A 17,813-nucleotide genomic window follows, 5' to 3' on the forward strand; every position below is an offset into this window, starting at 1 on the left:
GCACCTAAGTGCTCATGGCGCGGGGTGGAGCAGCCCGGTAGCTCGTCAGGCTCATAACCTGAAGGTCGCAGGTTCAAATCCTGCCCCCGCAACCAATGACATGAGGTGCCCCTGGTTTCCCAGACACCTGCCTTTTCCAGTTTGAGCTGTCTTTCTTCGAAGTCAACGGGCGACAGCATGCCGTTGTTGGTGTGCTTGCGTTTTGGGTTGTAGAACAGTTCGATGTACTCAAAGTTATCGCGTCGCGCTTTGTCGCGGAAGCGGTACGCACTGGATGCACGACAGCCTCAAGCCGCGGATGAGGATCAAGGCGATTGGCCCTGCCGGACTGTTTACCAATGTGAACAGCACGGTCAAAAATTTTTGTTTCTGTCGGCGGGTTCTTTCATTACGCCCTTGATGTCGATGACCGCATGTATGTGGGATTAAGGGCGTGATCTGGACATTTTTTTTATCAACTATGCCAGGCGCCCTTCGGAAATCTTTTTCCCCAACGATTAGAACATGTGGTAGCTGCACACACGGTCTTGACCTGACATTTGTGGCTGAAGAGCCAGATACCTTCGGTCCTTTAACGGGAAATCAGGAGGCGATTAATCAACTGATGCTATTGCTGTGACCCGGAACCCTTTATGATCGCCGCGCGCGATGCGTTGGCCGGTATTAGGTTCGACATTGACAACTATCATCAGGAAAACTGTGTGGCACTGATTGAGACCATGGCAGATCGACCTGCCTTGGATGTTGTGTTTCCGGATGATGACAGCGCGGCCGCGATTCTGTTTTCCGCCTCGAGCGTGACCACCAAGGTTTCTGAAACCTACAAGGTGCTGGCGGCAGCGCGCTCGGTTGGTATGAACATCCCGTCGGATTTTACGTTTTGTACGTTCGGTGTGTTTGACATCTGCAAGGTCAGGAAAACCCAAGGCGAGGTGCATATGGTCCATAATGACGGGATATCGGACGATGATATTGAAGCAGGAAATACCCTTGTCTGCTGTTCAAGCCCGAACGGCAAGGTTGCGGTAGAGGAATGACGTGCCGCTCAGCCTTTTGCGATAAGCCTGAAGTCGGTGTAAGCCACGCCATTTTGCAGAACGGTTTCACCCCGTTCAAGGGCGAGCGGTTCTTCAAAACCCGGCGCATTGGCAACCACCGTATGAAATTCGCCATTTTCGCCAGAGGGGTCCACACCTTCAGGCAAGGCAGACAGAAAATTCATGTCAAAACGGGCCCCTGCAAGCTTTATGGGAATGCGGGCACAATCAGCGGCAACAACATAAGCTTCAAGACCGACAGAAAGCATATCGCGGGCAAGGGTTGCCGTATCCCGGTCCCAAAGCGGGAAATGCGAGGTGACGCCCAAAGCCGCCATCTGCGCCTCGCGCCAATCCCGAATGTCTTGCAGGAAAAGGTCTCCGAACACCCAGTCAGTCACACCCTGTTGCGCGAATTGGCGCACGACCTCCCTCGTGCGGTCAAGAAAGGCCGCGTTCGAGGTCGGTTCAGGCAAGTCGATTTCCACCAGAGTCAAGCCAAGTGCCCGCGCCTGCGCCCGTACGATTTCGCGACGAGTCGCGTGGGTTTTGACCCGCCCGCCATCGGTGTTGAAGTTGCTTACTAATGCGACGATGTCCAGATTTGCCGCGCTACGGGCAACATGCAGGGCCATGGCGCTGTCTTTGCCCGAACTCCATGACATCACGGCCTTGGTCCGGATCATGACAAGGCCTCGAGGATCGCATCCAGACCATCCGTCAATGCAGCCGGGCCAGGTTGCAGGATCAGAGGCGATTTGATCTCGAAAATGCGCCCGTCGCGCACGGCAGGGATCGTATCCCATCCTGGACGTGCTGAAACTTTTTCCGGTCGCACCTTCTTGCCGCACCAAGAGGCGATAATCACATCCGGAGCCGCTGCAATCACCTGTTCCGAAGTAACGACCCGATCACGTGCCTTGTCCTTGCCCGCCAGGTCGGGAAAAGCCTCTTGTCCGCCCGCGATTTCGATCAGTTCCGAAACCCAGCCAATGCCGGTGATCATCGGTTCGTCCCATTCCTCAAAGTAAACCTTGGGGCGCGGTTTTCCGGTGGTGCGGTTGGCAATTCTTGCGATGCGGGTTTCATACTGCGCTGCAAGCTTTTCGGCCTTTTGGCCTTGTCCGACCGTTGCTCCCACATGCCGGATCATCGCCAGAATACCCGCGACGTTGCGCTGGTTGTATCCCATGACGGTAATGCCTTCTCGCAACAGGTCAGCGGCAATGTCTGCCTGCAGATCAGAGAAGGTCAGCACCAGATCAGGATCAAGCGCCAGAATTTTGGGGATGTCCGCCGAGGTAAAGGCAGACACCCGTGGCTTTTCCTTGCGCACGCGCTTGGGACGTACGGCGTAGCCAGACACACCTGCAATGCGATCTTCTTCGCCAAGGAGATAGAGCGTCTCGACCGTTTCTTCAGTCAAACAAACGACGCGTTCAGGAGGAAAGGTTTTCATTGGTGTGCTTCCGTCAATTGGATCTGATCAAAAATCCCAGTCTTCGTCTTCGGTGGCAACGGCCTTACCGATCACATAGGAAGACCCCGAGCCAGAGAAGAAATCGTGGTTTTCGCTGTCGGGGCTGAGTGCTGCAAGGATTGTGGGGTTCACCTCGGACACTTCTGGTGGGAACAGTGCTTCGAAGCCAAGGTTTTGCAGAGCCTTGTTGGCGTTGTAGTGCAAAAAGACCTTCACGTCTTCGGTCAGACCTAGCTCGTCGTAGAGTTCCTCGGTGTATTTGTTTTCGATGCCATACAGCTCGAACATGAGCGAAAAGGCATAGTCTTTCAGTTTCTGCTGTTCCAGCTCGGTAAGTTTTTCATATCCGCGCTGAAATTTGTAGCCGATGTAATATCCATGCACTGCCTCGTCGCGGATGATCAGGCGGATAAGGTCGGCGGTGTTCGTCAGCTTGGCACGGCTAGACCAGTACATTGGCAGGTAGAAGCCCGAATAGAATAGAAAGCTTTCAAGAAAGACCGAGGCGATTTTGCGTTTGAGGGGGTCATTGCCCGGTGCATAAGTATCAAGAATTGCTTGCGCTTTGGCTCGCAGAAGTGGGTTTTCCTCGGACCAGCGGAAAGCTTCATCAATTTCCTTGGTGGAACACAGCGTAGAGAAGATTGAGGAATAGCTGCGCGCGTGCACGGCTTCCATGAAGGCAATGTTGGTCAGAACGGCCTCTTCATGCGGGGTTATGGCATCGGGCATCAACGCCGGCGCACCTACCGAGTTCTGGATTGTATCCAACAAGGTAAGACCAGTGAACACTCGAATGGTCAGTTGCTTTTCGTGATCCGTCAGCGTGGCCCAGCTTGGGATGTCATTGGAAAGCGGCACTTTCTCGGGTAGCCAGAAATTGACAGTCAACCGATTCCAGACCTCCAGATCTTTTTCATCCTCAAGCCGGTTCCAGTTGATCGCGCGCGGGATCGGGGTGTGGGTCATGTCTTTCATTTGTGTTTCTCCGATCATAGCGTGCAGGACACGCAACCCTGAACCTCGGTGCCTTCCAGGGCTTCTTGGCGCAAGCGCACGTAGTAGATGGTTTTGATGCCCTTTTTCCAGGCGTAGATCTGCGCGCGGTTGATGTCCCGTGTGGTGGCCTCGGCAGGAAAGAACAGGGTCAGCGACAGCCCCTGATCCACATGCTCGGTAGCGGCCGCATAGGTGTCGATCAGAGCTTCCGGACCAATTTCATAGGCATCGCGATAGTATTCTAGATTGTTATTGTCCATGAAGGCGGCAGGGTAATAGACGCGGCCAATCTTGCCTTCCTTGCGGATCTCGACCTTTGATACGATCGGATGGATCGACGAGGTCGAGTTGTTGATATAGGAAATCGACCCGGTTGGCGGCACCGCTTGAAGGTTGCGGTTATAGAGACCGTGTTTCATGACATCGGCCTTCAACACTTCCCACTCGGCACGGGTGGGCAGGTCAATACCGTCAAACAGCCGCGCGACCGTGTCACTTTCCGGCAGCCAATCACGGGTGATGTATTTGTCAAAAAAACTGCCCGAAGCATAGTCAGAGGTTTCGAACCCCTTAAAGGGTTGACCACGTTCCTGCGCCAATTCGCAAGACGTGCGCAGCGCGTGATAGGCCACGGCGGCAAAATAAACCGAAGTGAACTCTACACCCTCGGGGCTGCCGTAGTGCACATGTTGACGTGCAAGGAAACCATGCAGGTTCATCTGGCCAAGGCCGATGGCATGGCTTTCGTCATTGCCCCTGCGGATCGACGGCACCGAGTCGATGGCAGACATCTCCGACACGGCGGTCAAGGCGCGCACGGCCGCCCCGACCGTTGCGCCAAGGTCTTTGCCATCTATTGTTTTGGCAATGTTCAGCGAGCCGAGGTTGCAAGAGATATCCGTGCCTATATGCGAATAGCTAAGGTCATCGTTGAAGGCTGACGCCTCGTTCACTTGCAGGATTTCCGAGCAGAGGTTCGACATGTTGATGCGCCCTGCGATCGGGTTCATCCTGTTCACCGTGTCCTCGAACATGACATAAGGGTAGCCTGACTCAAATTGTATTTCGGCGATGGTCTGGAAGAATTCGCGCGCGTTGACCTTGGATTTGCGGATCCGCTTGTCATCGACCATTTCCTCGTATTTCTCGGTGATTGAAATTTCGGAAAACGGCACGCCGTAGACGCATTCGACGTCATGCGGCGAAAACAGATACATGTCGGCGTTTCGCTTGGCCAATTCGAAGGTGATGTCTGGGATCACCACACCAAGCGACAGGGTCTTAATACGGATTTTTTCATCCGCATTTTCGCGCTTGGTATCAAGGAACCGCATGATATCGGGGTGGTGCGCGCTCAGATATACTGCGCCCGCACCCTGCCGCGCGCCAAGCTGGTTGGCATAAGAAAAACTGTCCTCAAGAAGCTTCATTACGGGGATCACACCCGAGGACTGGTTTTCGATGCCTTTGATCGGGGCTCCGTGTTCGCGGATATTGGTCAGCAACAGGGCCACGCCGCCCCCACGTTTGGATAGTTGCAAAGCTGAATTGATGCCCCGCCCGATGCTTTCCATGTTGTCTTCGAGACGCAGCAGGAAGCAGGAAATCAATTCCCCGCGCGAGGCTTTGCCAGCGTTGAGAAAGGTCGGTGTTGCGGGTTGGAAACGACCGGACAGGATTTCGTCCATGAAGGACATTGCCAGCGCCTCGTCCCCACGTGCCAGCGCCAGTGCGGTCATCACGACGCGATCTTCATAGCGTTCAAGGAACCGCTGACCGTCGCGGGTTTTGAGCGTGTAGGAGGTGTAATACTTGAACGCACCAAGAAACGTGGGAAACCGAAATTTACGGGCATAGGCTTCGCCCCAGATATGGCGCTTAAAGTTCTTGGAATACTGGTCCAGGACGGCCTCTTCGTAATAGCCTTCTTCCACCAGGTAGCCGAGCTTTTCGTCCAGTGAATGAAAAAACACCGTGTTCTGGTTTACATGCTGTAGAAAATACTGACGCGCGGCCATGCGGTCGGCGTCAAAGCGGATTTTCCCGTCTCCGTCATAGAGGTTCAGCATCGCATTCAGCGCATGATAATCCAGAGTGATCAGATCATTGTCGAGCATAAGTTGTCCCCCAGTTTTTCAAGGCCCGCCCGCACGCGGGTGATGTCTGTATCGGTGCCGGCAAGTTCGAAAGAGTAGAGCAGCGGCACTTTGCATTTTTCAGAGATGATGCGCCCTGACAGAGCGTAGGTCGCACCGAAGTTTCGATTGCCGGCTCCGATGACGCCAGCCAACCTGGAGCGCCGGGCCGAATCGTTCAGAAATCGGATAACCTGTTTCGGAACCGCGCCCCGCCCCGCCCCATCTGCATAGGTCGGGCAGATCAATACATAAGAAGTTCCAGGATCAGGCAGCGGTGCCTCTGCGTCGATAGGAATACGTGAGGCTGGCAAGCCCAGCCGGGACACGAACCGTTCCGTGTTTCCCGACTTCGACGAGAAGTAGACCAGCGCCGGTGCGGCGCCCACCGATCAGGCCAGTCGTGCGATCATGTCGGGGCGAAAGCCCGACCAGTGATCCCCGCCGGCGACGACAACCGGTGCCTGCCGATACCCCAGTTCGGTGACGTGGTTGAGCGCGGTGTCGTCCTGCGTGAGATCCACGACGTCATAGTCGATCCCCTTAGCGTCCAGCGCACGGGTTGTGGCGGTGCATTGTACACAGGCAGGCTTGGAATAAACGATGATGCTCATCAGTCCTCTTTCTTTTCTGTTCAAAAGCCGAGGACGCAACGCGACGAAATCCGCACGATGCACGCCCCCGAACCCTCCGTTCGTGGTCATCATTTCACACTTGCGGCAGGTCTCCTGACTCGCGGATCAACGCTTGGTTGGCCTTCCCGAAACCGTGGTTTCAGTGGCGTGATCAACCTTGCTTTCCGCTTACAGTTGCGGGGGCAGTGCCGGATTTTCACCGGCTTCCCTCTTAGCCCTCGAACAGATTCGAGGGAACCGAAGCTTCACGATATTGGGGGTAGGGTGTTCCAACTGTCAATATATAGAGTGATAGGTCCGGGCTACTTTTTGTGGAACGGCATAGTGGCGGCTGCCCATTTCTGAATTGAATGCGCGAATGCCAGTAAGCGTCTGAGAGACATGCTTTGCACAGCAGGCGTTCTTGCTGAAAAGTGAAAGGGACTGAAACTCGGATTGTTGCCGCTGCGTAAAGTGGGGCCGAAGCCTTGTCATTTTCCCAAATCTGGCAAAAACTGCCACCACAATCAGTTCGGCACAAAAACGAAGCCGGACGTAATCCTAGGGAGATGACATGAAAACCGCGATGAAAACGATTCTTGCGTGTCTGGTTGCCGCAACAGCCCTGCCGGCAAGTGCAGAGACCCTGCGCTGGGCGCGTGCTGGTGATGCACTGACCCTCGATCCGCATGCCCAGAACGAAGGGCCGACCCACACCATCCGTCACCAGATGTATGAACCGCTGATCATTCGGGACACCACTGGCGCGTTCCAGGCGGCACTAGCCACGGAATGGGCCCCCAGCAAAGACGATCCGAATGTCTGGGTATTCAAGCTGCGTGAAGGTGTGAAATTCCACGATGGCGCTGACTTTACCGCCGAAGACGTGGTCTTCAGTTTTGAGCGCGCAAAGCAGCCCAATTCGGACATGAAAGAACTCATCGGCTCGATCACCGAGGTGCGCGCGGTTGACGACTATACGATCGAAATGGTCACCAGCGGGCCAAACCCGATCCTGCCGTCGAACCTGACCAACCTGTTCATCATGGACAAGGGCTGGACCGAGGCCAACAACACCGTCAACGTTCAGGACTTTGAAGGCGGCGAGATCACCTTTGCTACGACCAATGCTAACGGCACTGGACCTTACGTTCTGACCAGTCGAGAGCCAGACGTAAAAACCGTCATGACCCGCAACGAAGCCTATTGGGGCCGTGATCAGTTCCCGTTGGAAGTCAGCGAAATCATTTATACCCCGATCCAGAATGCCGCGACCCGCGTGGCCGCGATGTTGTCTGGCGAGGTAAACTTCTTGCAGGACATGCCGGTGCAGGACATTGCTCGTGTGGATGGTGCCGATGGCCTGATGGTCAAGCAGGCCCCGCAAAACCGTGTGATCTTCTTCGGTATGAACCAAGGCGCCGATGACATCGAGGCGGACAATGTCGAGGGCAAGAACCCGCTGGCCGACGTTCGCGTGCGTAAGGCCATGTCGATGGCGATCAACCGTGATGCGATCCGTCAGGTCGTTATGCGCGGACAGTCGCAGCCCGCAGGCATGATTGCACCGCCCTTCGTCAACGGCTGGACCGCCGAGATGGACGCCGAAAGCATGACCGACATCGAAGGCGCCAAGGCTCTGATGGCCGAAGCGGGTTATGCGGACGGGTTCTCGATCCGTCTGGACTGCCCGAATGATCGTTACATCAACGACGAAGCGATCTGTCAGGCGGCCGTCGGTATGCTGGGCCAAATCGGTGTCACGGTGAACCTTGATGCGAAACCCAAGGCACAGCACTTCCCGCTGATCACCGAAAGCAAAACCGACTTCTACATGCTTGGTTGGGGCGTTCCGACCTATGACTCGGAGTACATCTTCAACTTCCTCGTCCACGGTCGCGAAAGCGATATCGGTACCTGGAATGGCACTGGCTTCAACAACGCTGACGTGAATGCGAAGATCAAGTCTCTGGCTTCGAACACTGACTTGGATGCCCGCAACGCGGATATCGCAGATATCTGGCGCGTCGTGCAGGACGAGCAGCTTTATATCCCAATTCACCACCAAGTTCTGAACTGGGGTATGGCCGAAGGTGTCGGCATTGATGTGGATCCGGAAGACCAGCCAAAGGTCAAATACTTCACCATGAAGTAAGCTTGGCGGTTCGTCCGCGTAAAATGCGGCCCCCGGTGGATGTCGTTCCCCCGGGGGCCAATTTGGCAACGTAAGCTTTTGCCGATATCGGGAAACCTTGCAAAAGTGCAGGTTGACCTCGCGGCGGTTGGGGTTGTCTCGTCTTACACTTGAGGGGTAATAGGTTCTTTCGTGCGCGGACCATGTGGGCTGCGCCAAGTCAGAATTCCAAATTCTGCTGCAGGTGATCGGTAGGGAAACCAAAAAATGTTGGCCTTTGTCATTCGACGCATAGGACAATCGCTCCTCGTTCTTCTGGTCGTGGGGTTGGTTGCCTTTTCAATGTTCCGGTTCGTGGGTGATCCCATCGACAACATGCTCGGACAGGAACGCACCATCGAAGATGTCGAGCGTCTTCGGACCCAGCTTGGCCTCGACCAACCCTTTCCGGTTCAATATTACCGTTTCCTTGAAGGGGCCGTGCAGGGCAACTTCGGCGTGAGTTACCGACAAGGGCGCCCGGTGTCCGACATTCTTTTGGAGCGCGCGCCGGCAACCCTCGAACTGGCGTTTGTGTCGGGGGTTCTTGCCATTCTGGCTGGTATTGCGCTGGGCGTGTTTACCGCGATCCGACGAAACGGTCTGGCGGCGCATACCGTGATGGCAGCGTCCCTTGTTGGGGTGTCCTTGCCAACCTTCCTGATCGGCATCCTGCTGATTTATCTGTTCTCTGTTGAGTTGGGGTGGTTACCATCATTTGGCCGTGGAGATACCGTCAAAATAGGTGACTGGTGGACGACAGGTTTCTTGACCGAAAGTGGGCGCAAAGCATTGATCCTTCCGGCTATCACGCTTGGGCTTTACCAGATGACGCTGATTATGCGACTTGTGCGCTCGGAAATGCTCGAGGTGCTACGCCAGGATTATATCCGTTTTGCCCGTGCGCGAGGTTTGCGCAGCCGGGTGGTCAATTTCCGTCACGCGCTCAAGAACACAATGGTGCCCGTGGTGACCGTGATCGGCCTGCAACTGGGGGCGATCATCGCCTTTGCAATCATCACCGAGACCGTGTTTCAGTGGCCGGGTGTCGGTCTGTTGTTCATCAACGCGATCCAGTTCGTCGATATTCCGGTGATGGCGGCGTACCTGATGCTGATCTCGGTCATGTTCGTGGGCATCAACCTGATCGTCGATATTCTATACGTATTCATTGATCCGCGCCTTCGGGTTGACCGGGCAGGGGGGCACTGATGACAGACGCACCGATGACAGAACAGGCGCACGACAAGGGGCGCTGGGAACGCTTTCGAGAGAGTGACTTTTTCTACGCGTTTAAGCGGTCGCCTGTCGCCATAATCTCTTTTGCAGTGGTTTGCGTTCTCGTTCTCTCGGCGGTTTTCGCGCCGTGGATCGCGCCGACAAACCCGTTTGATCCATCCAGCCTGAACCTGATGGATGGGTTTACCCCGCCTATGGAACCAAACGCGTTTACCCAGAATACGTTCCTGATGGGCACGGATGACCAGGGGCGGGATGTGTTCTCGACCATCCTTTACGGGATGCGGGTGTCGCTGTTCGTGGGTGTCTCTGCGGTTCTTTTCGCGATGATCCTCGGGATCGTTCTCGGGTTGGTGTCGGGCTATTTCGGGGGGTGGACGGAAACCATCATCATGCGCGTGGCTGACGTGCAACTGACTTTCCCTTCGATCCTTGTCGCCATGCTGATCTTCGGTGTTGCCAAGGGGATCACACCTGTCGAATACCGCGACCAGATGGCGATCTGGGTGCTGATCCTCGCTATCGGCCTGTCGGACTGGGTACAGTTTGCCCGCGTCGTGCGCAGCGCCACGCTGGTCGAGAAAAGCAAAGATTACGTGGCTGCCGCGCAGTTGATCGGGCGCAGCCCGTGGGTCATCATGACCAAGCATATCCTGCCAAATGCGCTGTCGCCGGTGCTGGTGATCGCGACCATCTCGCTGGCGTTGGCCATCATCGCCGAGGCAACCCTGTCCTTCCTCGGCGTGGGCGCACCGCCGACGCAACCCTCGCTGGGAACGCTTATTCGCATCGGACAGGGATTCCTGTTCTCTGGCGAATGGTGGATCCTGTTCTTTCCTGCCTGCACCCTTCTGGCACTGGCGCTCAGCGTCAACCTGTTGGGGGACTGGCTCCGTGACGCTTTGAATCCGAGGCTCCGTTGACCCAACCTGTTCTTTCCATTCGCAACCTGTCGGTCGAAATCCCGACGCGGCAGGGTATCGTCAAACCCGTGGACAGTGTCAGCTATGACATTGGCGCGGGTGAAATCCTTGGCGTGGTCGGGGAAAGCGGCGCTGGCAAGTCTATGGCCGGCAACGCAGTGATCGGCCTTTTGAATGCGCCGGCCCACATCTCGGGCGGGGAAATCTGGCTGAACGGCAAACGCATCGACCAACTCAAGGGCGAGGAACTGCGCCGGCTGCGTGGTAAGCAAATCGGCATGATTTTTCAGGATCCGCTGACCTCTTTGAACCCGCTTCTGACCGTGGGCGACCAGTTGACCGAAACCATGCTGACCCATTTGTCTATTGGCCGTAAAGAGGCCGAAAAGCGCGCGGTGGCCGCATTGGAAGAGGTCGGCATTCCCGGCGCGGCCGAGCGGATCGACAGCTATCCGCACGAGTTTTCAGGCGGCATGCGGCAACGTGTTGTGATTGCGCTGGCGCTGTGCGCCGAACCCAGCCTGGTCATCGCGGATGAACCCACCACGGCGCTGGATGTGTCGGTACAGGCACAAATTATTGCTCTTTTGAAAAAGCTGTGTCGCGAAAGGGGAACCGCTGTCATGTTGATCACGCATGACATGGGCGTGATTGCAGAAACGGCAGATCGTGTGGCAGTGATGTATGCCGGGCGTCTGGCCGAGCTTGGCGCAGTACGCGATGTGCTGACTGCGCCGCAGCATCCCTACACGCACGGCTTGATGGCCTCGACGCCGATCGCGTCTCTGGGCAAAACCCGGCTGCACCAGATTCCCGGCGCCATGCCCCGGCTGCACATGATGCCCGAGGGCTGCGCCTTTCACCCGCGCTGTCCGCATGCGCAGGACAAGTGTCGACACGCCCCCCTGCCGCCCGTGGTGAATGAGCGGGCGGCCTGCTGGTTTCCCATGACAGAGGAGGAATTCGCATGAACGCCTTTGTCAGCGTCCGCGGCCTGACGCGGATTTTCGATGTCTCTAGACCTTGGTTGAACCGGGTACTTGAAGGCCGCAAAAAGGCCTATCTAACCGCCGTGTCAGATGTGGATTTCGAGATTGAGGAAAAGACCACTTACGCCTTGGTCGGCGAAAGCGGTTCGGGCAAGTCCACGATTGGCAAGATGCTGGTCGGGCTGCTGTCATCCACCGAGGGCAATGTCGAGGTCGAGGGCGTGAACCTGATGACCGAGAAACAGGCCGACAAGGTGTCTGCGGTGCGCTCGAGGATCCAGATGATCTTTCAGGATCCCTATGCTTCGCTCAATCCGCGCTGGCGGGTGCGGGATATTATTACCGAACCTGTCGCGGCGCAGGGCGGCGATACTAAAGGCCTGGCAGAAAGGTTGCTAGAGCAGGTTGGTCTGCACGCCTCGGACGCAGGCAAGTTCCCGCACGAGTTTTCCGGCGGGCAGCGTCAGCGGATTTGTATCGCGCGTGCTCTGGCTTCGGAACCGCGCCTGATTGTCTGTGACGAACCCACCTCGGCGTTGGATGTCTCGGTTCAGGCGCAAGTTCTGAACCTTATGAGCGACCTAAAGGACGAGTTCGGTCTGACCTACTTGCTGATTACGCATGACCTGACCGTCGTGCAGCACATGGCCGACAAGATTGGCGTGCTTTACCTTGGACGCCTTGTCGAAGAGGCCGACCCGAAAACTCTGTTTTCGACGCCCAAGCATCCCTATACGCAGATGTTGTTGGATGCGGCCCCGCGTATGGACGGGTTCGGTCGCGAAGTGCCGCCGCCGCAGGGCGAGATTCCCGACCCGATTGATCCGCCTTCGGGTTGTGCCTTCCATCCGCGATGTCCGATCGCGACAGACATCTGCCGTCAGGAACGCCCACCGATGCGTCAGCTTTCGCTGGGGCGGGTTGCCTGTCATCTGGCTGAAGACTGAGGTCATCGCGCGGCGGACTCCGCCGGGTACCTTTTTGAGTCCGATACAGAAAAGCCCTGACGCAAACCCGAGTTTGCGGCACCGTCTTTAATTTGGTTGCGATGCTCTATGCCCGAATGTGGGCGCCATTGGTATCGTACGCGGGGGCACCAAGCACTTCGGCGTCATACATCTCGCCCAGGATTTCCACCTGCAGAATGGTGCCGGGTTCTGCGTGTTTCGCAGCAACATATCCCATGGCTAGGGATTTCCCGACCCTGTGCCCGTATCCGCCAGACGAAACATAGCCGACCGCAGCACCGTCCTTGAGGATCGCTTCGTCATTGGACACGTCAATGCCGTCCACGTCGATGCTCATGGTGATCAGCTTTTGCGAAACGCCAGCCGCGCGTGCGGCTTCGGTCGCTTCTTTGCCGACAAAACCCTTGTTCCAGTTGATGAAGGCATCCATGCCGCTTTCCAAAGCATTGAAGTCTGGGCGGAACTCCAGGGTCCAGACGCCCCAGCCTTTCTCAAGCCGCATCGACATCAGTGCCCGCGCTCCGTACCAGCGATAACCCAGATCTGCGCCGGCCTCTTCGATGGCTTCAGCAAGTCGCAAGAGATATTGGGGTTTGCAATAAATCTCATAACCCAATTCGCCGCTAAACGAGATGCGGTTCAGGATCACCGGAACACCCGCCACGAAAGTCTGCCGAAGGTCCCTGAATTTCATTGTCGAAATATCGTCGCGCATGACTCGTTGCAACAAGTCGCGGGACTTTGGGCCGGACAGGGCAATGCCGTGCCAGTCGTCACTGATATTGGCATAGGTTATGTCGGCGGGCAGGTCCCGTTCGAACCACCGACGATGCGCTTCCTGCATGGCGCCCGAGCCGAAGAGAATGAAGTGATCTTCAGCCAGACATGCGACAGTGAGGTCGCCATAAAGCTTGCCCTTTGGGGTGAGCATGGGGGTCAGCGCCAATCGTCCCGGCTTTGGCACAAAGCCCGCCAGTACGCGATCCAGATAGGCACGCGCCCCTGCGCCTTTGAATTCGTGCTTCGAGAAGTTCGCAATCTCGATACCGCCCACGGCGTTTTGCACCGCCTGCACCTCGCGGGCGACATAGTCGTGGCTGCGGTTGCGTTCAAACGTTGGTTCCTCATGCGCATCCTCAGGGCCGTCGGCAAACCAGAGCGCGTTTTCCAGTCCAAACCCCTGACCCATACGCGCGCCTTTGGCGACAAGTCGGTCATAGAGCGCGGTGGTCTTTTGCATCCGGCCTTTGGGCAGGGTTTCGTTCGGGAAGGTCATAACGAAACGGCGTTCGTAGTTTTCGGATGATTTGACCGTGCCCCAGTCGGGTGTTGCAAATTCGCCAAAGCGGGCGACATCCATGGCCCAGACGTCGATGGAGGGTTCGCCGTCAATCATCCATTCGGCCATGGTCAGGCCTACACCCCCGCCCTGACAGAACCCCGCCATGACACCAACAGCAACCCAATAGTTCTTCATACCCGGAACAGGCCCGATCATCGGGTTGCCATCGGGGCCGAACGTGAAGGGACCGTTGATCATGTCCTTGATCCCCGCTTCGCCAATCGTTGGGATGCGGTCAAAGGACATCTCAAGCCTATCGGCAATGCGGTCAAGGTCGGGCTGCAAAAGCTCGTGCCCGAAATCCCACGGTGTACCCTCTACCTTCCATGGGGTCGATTTGGGTTCATAGGTACCCAGCAGCATCCCCTGCCTTTCCTGACGGAAATAGATATTGGCCTCATAATCGATCCCTGCCGGCAGCCTTCCGGCCTCACCCATGCTTTCCATGCGATCTTTGATCAGAGGGATGCTTTCCGTAATCAAGTAGTGATGTTCCATCGGCTGCACGGGCAGGTGAATGCCCGACATGTGGCCGACTTCGCGTGCCCAAAGACCGCCGCAGTTCACAACCTGTTCGGCGTTGATCACTCCTTTGGGTGTGGTTAGGTCCCATGACCCGTCGGGGCGTTGGGTCATCGCGGTCACACCGCAATGCGTAAAATAATGTGCCCCGTGCACGCGGGCGGATTTGGCAAAGGCATAGGTCGCGCCAGACGGATCCAGGTCGCCGTCCTGATCATCCCATAGCGCGGCATAGTAATGTTTGGGATCAATCAGCGGATGTCGTTCGGCAAGTTCCTGCGGCGAAATGAACTCCTGGTGAAGTCCCATATAACGCGCTTTGGAGCGTTCGCGTTTCAGATAGTCATACCATTCCTTGGTCGAGGCCGCATAGAAACCACCGGTGATGTGCAGCCCTACTGAGTGGCCCGATGTTTCTTCGATTTCTTTGTAAAGGTCGATGGTATAGCTCTGAAGGCGACTGATGTTTGGGTCGGAACTGATCGTGTGAATTTGTCCCGCCGCATGCCAGCTTGAGCCCGAGGTCAACTCGTCCCGCTCCAGAAGGACAACGTCTTTCCAACCGAACTTGGCTAGATGGAACAGGATGGAGCAACCGACCACGCCCCCGCCAATCACCACGACTTTGGCATGCGACGGAAGCGGTTTGCCTATGGCGGTTTCGTCTTTTTGAATCTCGGGCATGGGGGTCTCCTTAGTTGAGCGGCAAACGGCGGAAGCGCCCTGGGCTTGCAGGGTCATGGAAATGGTCAAGCGGGCCGTTGTCCAGCAGGTGTTGGTGCCAATGTGCCAGCGCCGCCCGATCCAGTGTGACGCCAAGGCCGGGGCCTTCCGGCACACGGATCACGTTATTGGTCTGCCGGAAGGGGCCATCTTCGATCACGTCACCAACTTGCCAACGGAAAAGGGATTGAGATGGCTCGGTGATCCAGGGCATGGCGGCAGACATATGCAAGTAGCCTGCGGTCGCGATGCCCGCATCACCGGAATAGCACCAAAACCCAACGCCCATCGCCTCGCACGCGCCGATAAAGCGGATCGCGCGGGAAATCCCGCCAAGCACAGCGAAGTTGGTGACGATATAATCGGGCGCCCCAAGGGCCACGGCCCGGCGAATATCGGGCACATGCGTGGAGATCGGAATCGCGAAATGGCGGCGCAGCTCGGCCATCTCTTCAAAGGTCGCAACAGGATCTTCATAGTTGCGGATGTCGTAGGGTTCGATCTCGCGGAATATCCGCATTGCGGTGGGCAGCGACCATTGCATATTGCTGTCGAGCCTCAGCATTGCCTCGGGACCAAGTGCCGTTCTCAATGCCTTGACCGTATCGATCTCCAGCTTTGGATCGCCAAGGATCAACTTGCCTTCGAACATCGTGCTGCCATAAGTCTCTTGCATTTGAAGGCAGTAGTCGGCAACGGCCTCTGGCGTCATTTCACCGCCTGCGCGAAAGCCAAAATATTCGGTGAAGGGAATTTCCTTGCGCACGGCCCCACCCAACAACCGATAGAGGGGCTCATTCGCCAGCTTGCCCCGCAAATCCCAGAGGGCGATTTCGATCGCTCCGAATGCTTTGACAACGGAACTGTCATCGGTGTTTTGAACGATTTGCCAAGGTGGAACGCAAAGCGCCTCGCAGCCTGCAATGTCCAGAGGATCAGCGCCTACCAGACGCTCGCCCATGGCCCGGATGGTTTCGACGACATCCACCGAGGGGGCTTCGCCTAGCCCGATCAGACCTTGATTGGTTTCAACCTCGATAATTGTTTTCGATGTGCCGGGATAATGCCCGCCGGTCCACCACATAGGTTTTTCGAGAGGAATATTGATGGGGGTCGCCCGCAGGCCCGTGATCTTAGTACCAGGCATCGGGTAACTCTTCTTTGCGTTTGGCGACAAAGGCCAGCAACTCTTCCCGTACACCTTCATCCATTGGCGGTGCTTGATACTCTCGCAGCATTTGGGTCCAACGCTTGAATGCGCGCTGGCGCATGTCATTCGACCCGGCATCCTCCCAGCTTTCGACGTTTTCGCTATCGCTCAGTTTCGGTTCGTAAAACGCAGTCTGGTAGTTTCGCATCGTATGGGCACATCTCAGAAAATGCCCACCTGCCTCGACTTCTTGATACGCATCGCGGGCACATGCCTCTTCCGAGGTATCCAACCCCGCCGACAGCACCTTTTGATAAGAGCCAAGCCGATCTGCATCCATCACCAGTTTTTCAAAGCCGGTACACAACCCGCCTTCGAGCCAACCCGCAGCGTGCAAGACGAAGTTGGCCCCGGCCAGCATGGTGGAATGCATCGAGTCTGCACTTTCATAGGCGGCTTGGGCATCCTCGACTTTGGATGCGGTCAACGATCCCCCGCAGCGCAGGGGCAAACCAGCACGACGCGCCAGTTGCCCGATGGCATAGTTCGACATGACGGGTTCCGGCATCCCAAAAGTTGGCGCTCCGGATTTCAGCGACATGGAGGACAGGAAGTTGCCTAGCACGAACGGTGCCCCCGGGCGCAACAGCTGCACATAGGCACACACACTCATCGCTTCGGCCATGGCTTGTGCTACGGATGCTGCCGTCGAAACTGGGCCCATAGCGCCCGAAAGAATGAATGGCACTACGACCATGCCTTGTCCACGGGTGGCATATACCCGCGCCGCTTCGGTCACGACCTTGTCTACCAACAGCGGAGAATTGGTGTTCACGTTGCCCATGATCACACAGTTCTCTGCCATCACATCAGTCCCGAAAACGATCTCGGCCATATCAACGCTGTCTTGGGCGCGGGACATTTCGGTGATGGCCCCGAGATGGGGTTTGTCCGACAGGGTCATATGCGCCAGAAGCATGTCGAGGTGCCGTTTGCTGACCGGAACATCGCAGGGTTCGCAGGTGACGAACCCGCCATGGTGCAGCGACGGCAACATGTATGTGAGCCGCACGAGATCTTCGAAGGCCGCCATGTCACCATAGCGCCGTCCCCCCTCTAGATCGCGAACAAACGGCGCGCCATAGATCGGGGCGAAGACCTGGTTCTGACCGCCAATCACGACCGACCTTTCGCGGTTGCGCGCCAGTTGCGTGAACGCGCGTGGGGCCTTGGCACAGAGGGAGCGGATCCAATCCGATGGGGCCTTGACGATATCACCGTCGATCACAGCACCTTCGCGCCGCCAGAGGTCCAGTGCTTCCGGATCATCCCGATAGGCGATGCCGATATCCTGAAGAATCCAGTCCACCTGTTGCTCCAGACGGGTGATCTGTTCTTCGTCGAGCGGATCGAAGAAGGGAAGCGAGCGCTGGATATAGGGTGCGGCACTGCCGAAAGCCACTTCGTTTCCGCGTGCTCGAACCTGTCTGGACCGTCTTGCCATTTCGCCACTCTCAGA

15 protein-coding genes, 1 tRNA gene and 1 riboswitch are annotated in these 17,813 nt (G+C 56.7%); of the genes, 7 read left to right on the forward strand and 9 right to left on the reverse strand.

All coding sequences use genetic code 11. From position 1 onward, the window contains the following. Window positions 1–18 precede the first annotated feature (18 nt). Window positions 19–95 (forward strand) — tRNA-Met (locus WNE31_RS09260). Between the two features lie 537 nt (window positions 96–632). Next, complete coding sequence (locus tag WNE31_RS09265) at window positions 633–1,037, forward strand: 2Fe-2S iron-sulfur cluster-binding protein (protein ID WP_349979466.1); 405 nt, start codon at window positions 633–635, stop codon at window positions 1,035–1,037. Between the two features lie 8 nt (window positions 1,038–1,045). On the opposite strand, the gene WNE31_RS09270 is transcribed toward WNE31_RS09265, so the two are convergent. The 6 genes from WNE31_RS09270 to nrdH are packed head-to-tail and all read right to left on the reverse strand — an operon-like array spanning window position 1,046 to window position 6,265. Next, entirely contained in the window at window positions 1,046–1,723 is a 678-nt protein-coding gene (locus tag WNE31_RS09270) for a Dph6-related ATP pyrophosphatase (RefSeq protein WP_349979467.1), read from the reverse strand. Next, a complete protein-coding gene (locus WNE31_RS09275; protein ID WP_349979468.1) occupies window positions 1,720–2,496 on the reverse strand; it encodes a cobalamin-binding protein in 777 nt (258 codons plus the stop codon). The genes WNE31_RS09270 and WNE31_RS09275 overlap by 4 nt, the downstream gene beginning before the upstream one ends. 27 nt (window positions 2,497–2,523) lie before the next feature. Next, window positions 2,524–3,495 (reverse strand): class 1b ribonucleoside-diphosphate reductase subunit beta, encoded by a 972-nt coding sequence (gene nrdF / locus WNE31_RS09280; protein WP_349979469.1) that lies wholly within the window; start codon window positions 3,493–3,495, stop codon window positions 2,524–2,526. Between the two features lie 14 nt (window positions 3,496–3,509). Beyond that, window positions 3,510–5,633, reverse strand: a complete 2,124-nt coding sequence (gene nrdE, locus WNE31_RS09285) for a class 1b ribonucleoside-diphosphate reductase subunit alpha (RefSeq protein WP_349979470.1) — start codon at window positions 5,631–5,633, stop codon at window positions 3,510–3,512. Then, window positions 5,615–6,022 carry a class Ib ribonucleoside-diphosphate reductase assembly flavoprotein NrdI gene (nrdI, locus tag WNE31_RS09290; RefSeq protein ID WP_349979714.1) on the reverse strand — a complete coding sequence of 136 codons (408 nt, stop codon included), beginning with the start codon at window positions 6,020–6,022 and terminating at the stop codon, window positions 5,615–5,617. Before nrdI ends, nrdE begins: the two co-directional genes overlap by 19 nt. Window positions 6,023–6,043: 21 nt before the next feature. Then, window positions 6,044–6,265: a glutaredoxin-like protein NrdH gene (nrdH, locus tag WNE31_RS09295; protein WP_349979471.1), complete on the reverse strand. Its 222-nt coding sequence runs from the start codon at window positions 6,263–6,265 to the stop codon at window positions 6,044–6,046. A gap of 86 nt (window positions 6,266–6,351) precedes the next feature. Next, window positions 6,352–6,543: riboswitch (cobalamin riboswitch) on the reverse strand. Between the two features lie 308 nt (window positions 6,544–6,851). Between nrdH and WNE31_RS09300 the strand changes: the two genes are divergently transcribed. The 5 genes from WNE31_RS09300 to WNE31_RS09320 all read left to right on the forward strand — a co-directional run bounded on the left by WNE31_RS09300 (window position 6,852) and on the right by WNE31_RS09320 (window position 12,536). Next, window positions 6,852–8,420 carry an ABC transporter substrate-binding protein gene (locus WNE31_RS09300; RefSeq protein WP_349979472.1) on the forward strand — a complete coding sequence of 523 codons (1,569 nt, stop codon included), beginning with the start codon at window positions 6,852–6,854 and terminating at the stop codon, window positions 8,418–8,420. 246 nt (window positions 8,421–8,666) lie between these two features. Beyond that, on the forward strand, window positions 8,667–9,650 hold the full coding sequence (locus WNE31_RS09305) for an ABC transporter permease (RefSeq protein WP_349979473.1): 984 nt from the start codon (window positions 8,667–8,669) through the stop codon (window positions 9,648–9,650). Continuing rightward, complete coding sequence (locus WNE31_RS09310; protein WP_349979474.1) at window positions 9,650–10,600, forward strand: ABC transporter permease; 951 nt, start codon at window positions 9,650–9,652, stop codon at window positions 10,598–10,600. The genes WNE31_RS09305 and WNE31_RS09310 overlap by 1 nt, the downstream gene beginning before the upstream one ends. Then, window positions 10,597–11,571 carry an ABC transporter ATP-binding protein gene (locus WNE31_RS09315; RefSeq protein ID WP_349979475.1) on the forward strand — a complete coding sequence of 325 codons (975 nt, stop codon included), beginning with the start codon at window positions 10,597–10,599 and terminating at the stop codon, window positions 11,569–11,571. The genes WNE31_RS09310 and WNE31_RS09315 overlap by 4 nt, the downstream gene beginning before the upstream one ends. Next, window positions 11,568–12,536: an ABC transporter ATP-binding protein gene (locus tag WNE31_RS09320; protein WP_349979476.1), complete on the forward strand. Its 969-nt coding sequence runs from the start codon at window positions 11,568–11,570 to the stop codon at window positions 12,534–12,536. Before WNE31_RS09315 ends, WNE31_RS09320 begins: the two co-directional genes overlap by 4 nt. A gap of 106 nt (window positions 12,537–12,642) precedes the next feature. Here WNE31_RS09320 and WNE31_RS09325 read toward each other — a convergent pair whose 3' ends face one another. The 3 genes from WNE31_RS09325 to WNE31_RS09335 are packed head-to-tail and all read right to left on the reverse strand — an operon-like array spanning window position 12,643 to window position 17,798. Further along, window positions 12,643–15,105, reverse strand: a complete 2,463-nt coding sequence (locus WNE31_RS09325; protein ID WP_349979477.1) for a GcvT family protein — start codon at window positions 15,103–15,105, stop codon at window positions 12,643–12,645. 10 nt (window positions 15,106–15,115) lie between these two features. Next, window positions 15,116–16,291 carry a mandelate racemase/muconate lactonizing enzyme family protein gene (locus WNE31_RS09330; RefSeq protein WP_349979478.1) on the reverse strand — a complete coding sequence of 392 codons (1,176 nt, stop codon included), beginning with the start codon at window positions 16,289–16,291 and terminating at the stop codon, window positions 15,116–15,118. Beyond that, window positions 16,278–17,798, reverse strand: coding sequence for a trimethylamine methyltransferase family protein (locus WNE31_RS09335; RefSeq protein WP_349979479.1), 1,521 nt, complete (start codon window positions 17,796–17,798; stop codon window positions 16,278–16,280). The genes WNE31_RS09330 and WNE31_RS09335 overlap by 14 nt, the downstream gene beginning before the upstream one ends. Window positions 17,799–17,813 lie beyond the last annotated feature (15 nt).

The organism is Shimia fortis (assembly GCF_040225985.1).
Classification (GTDB): domain Bacteria; phylum Pseudomonadota; class Alphaproteobacteria; order Rhodobacterales; family Rhodobacteraceae; genus Shimia.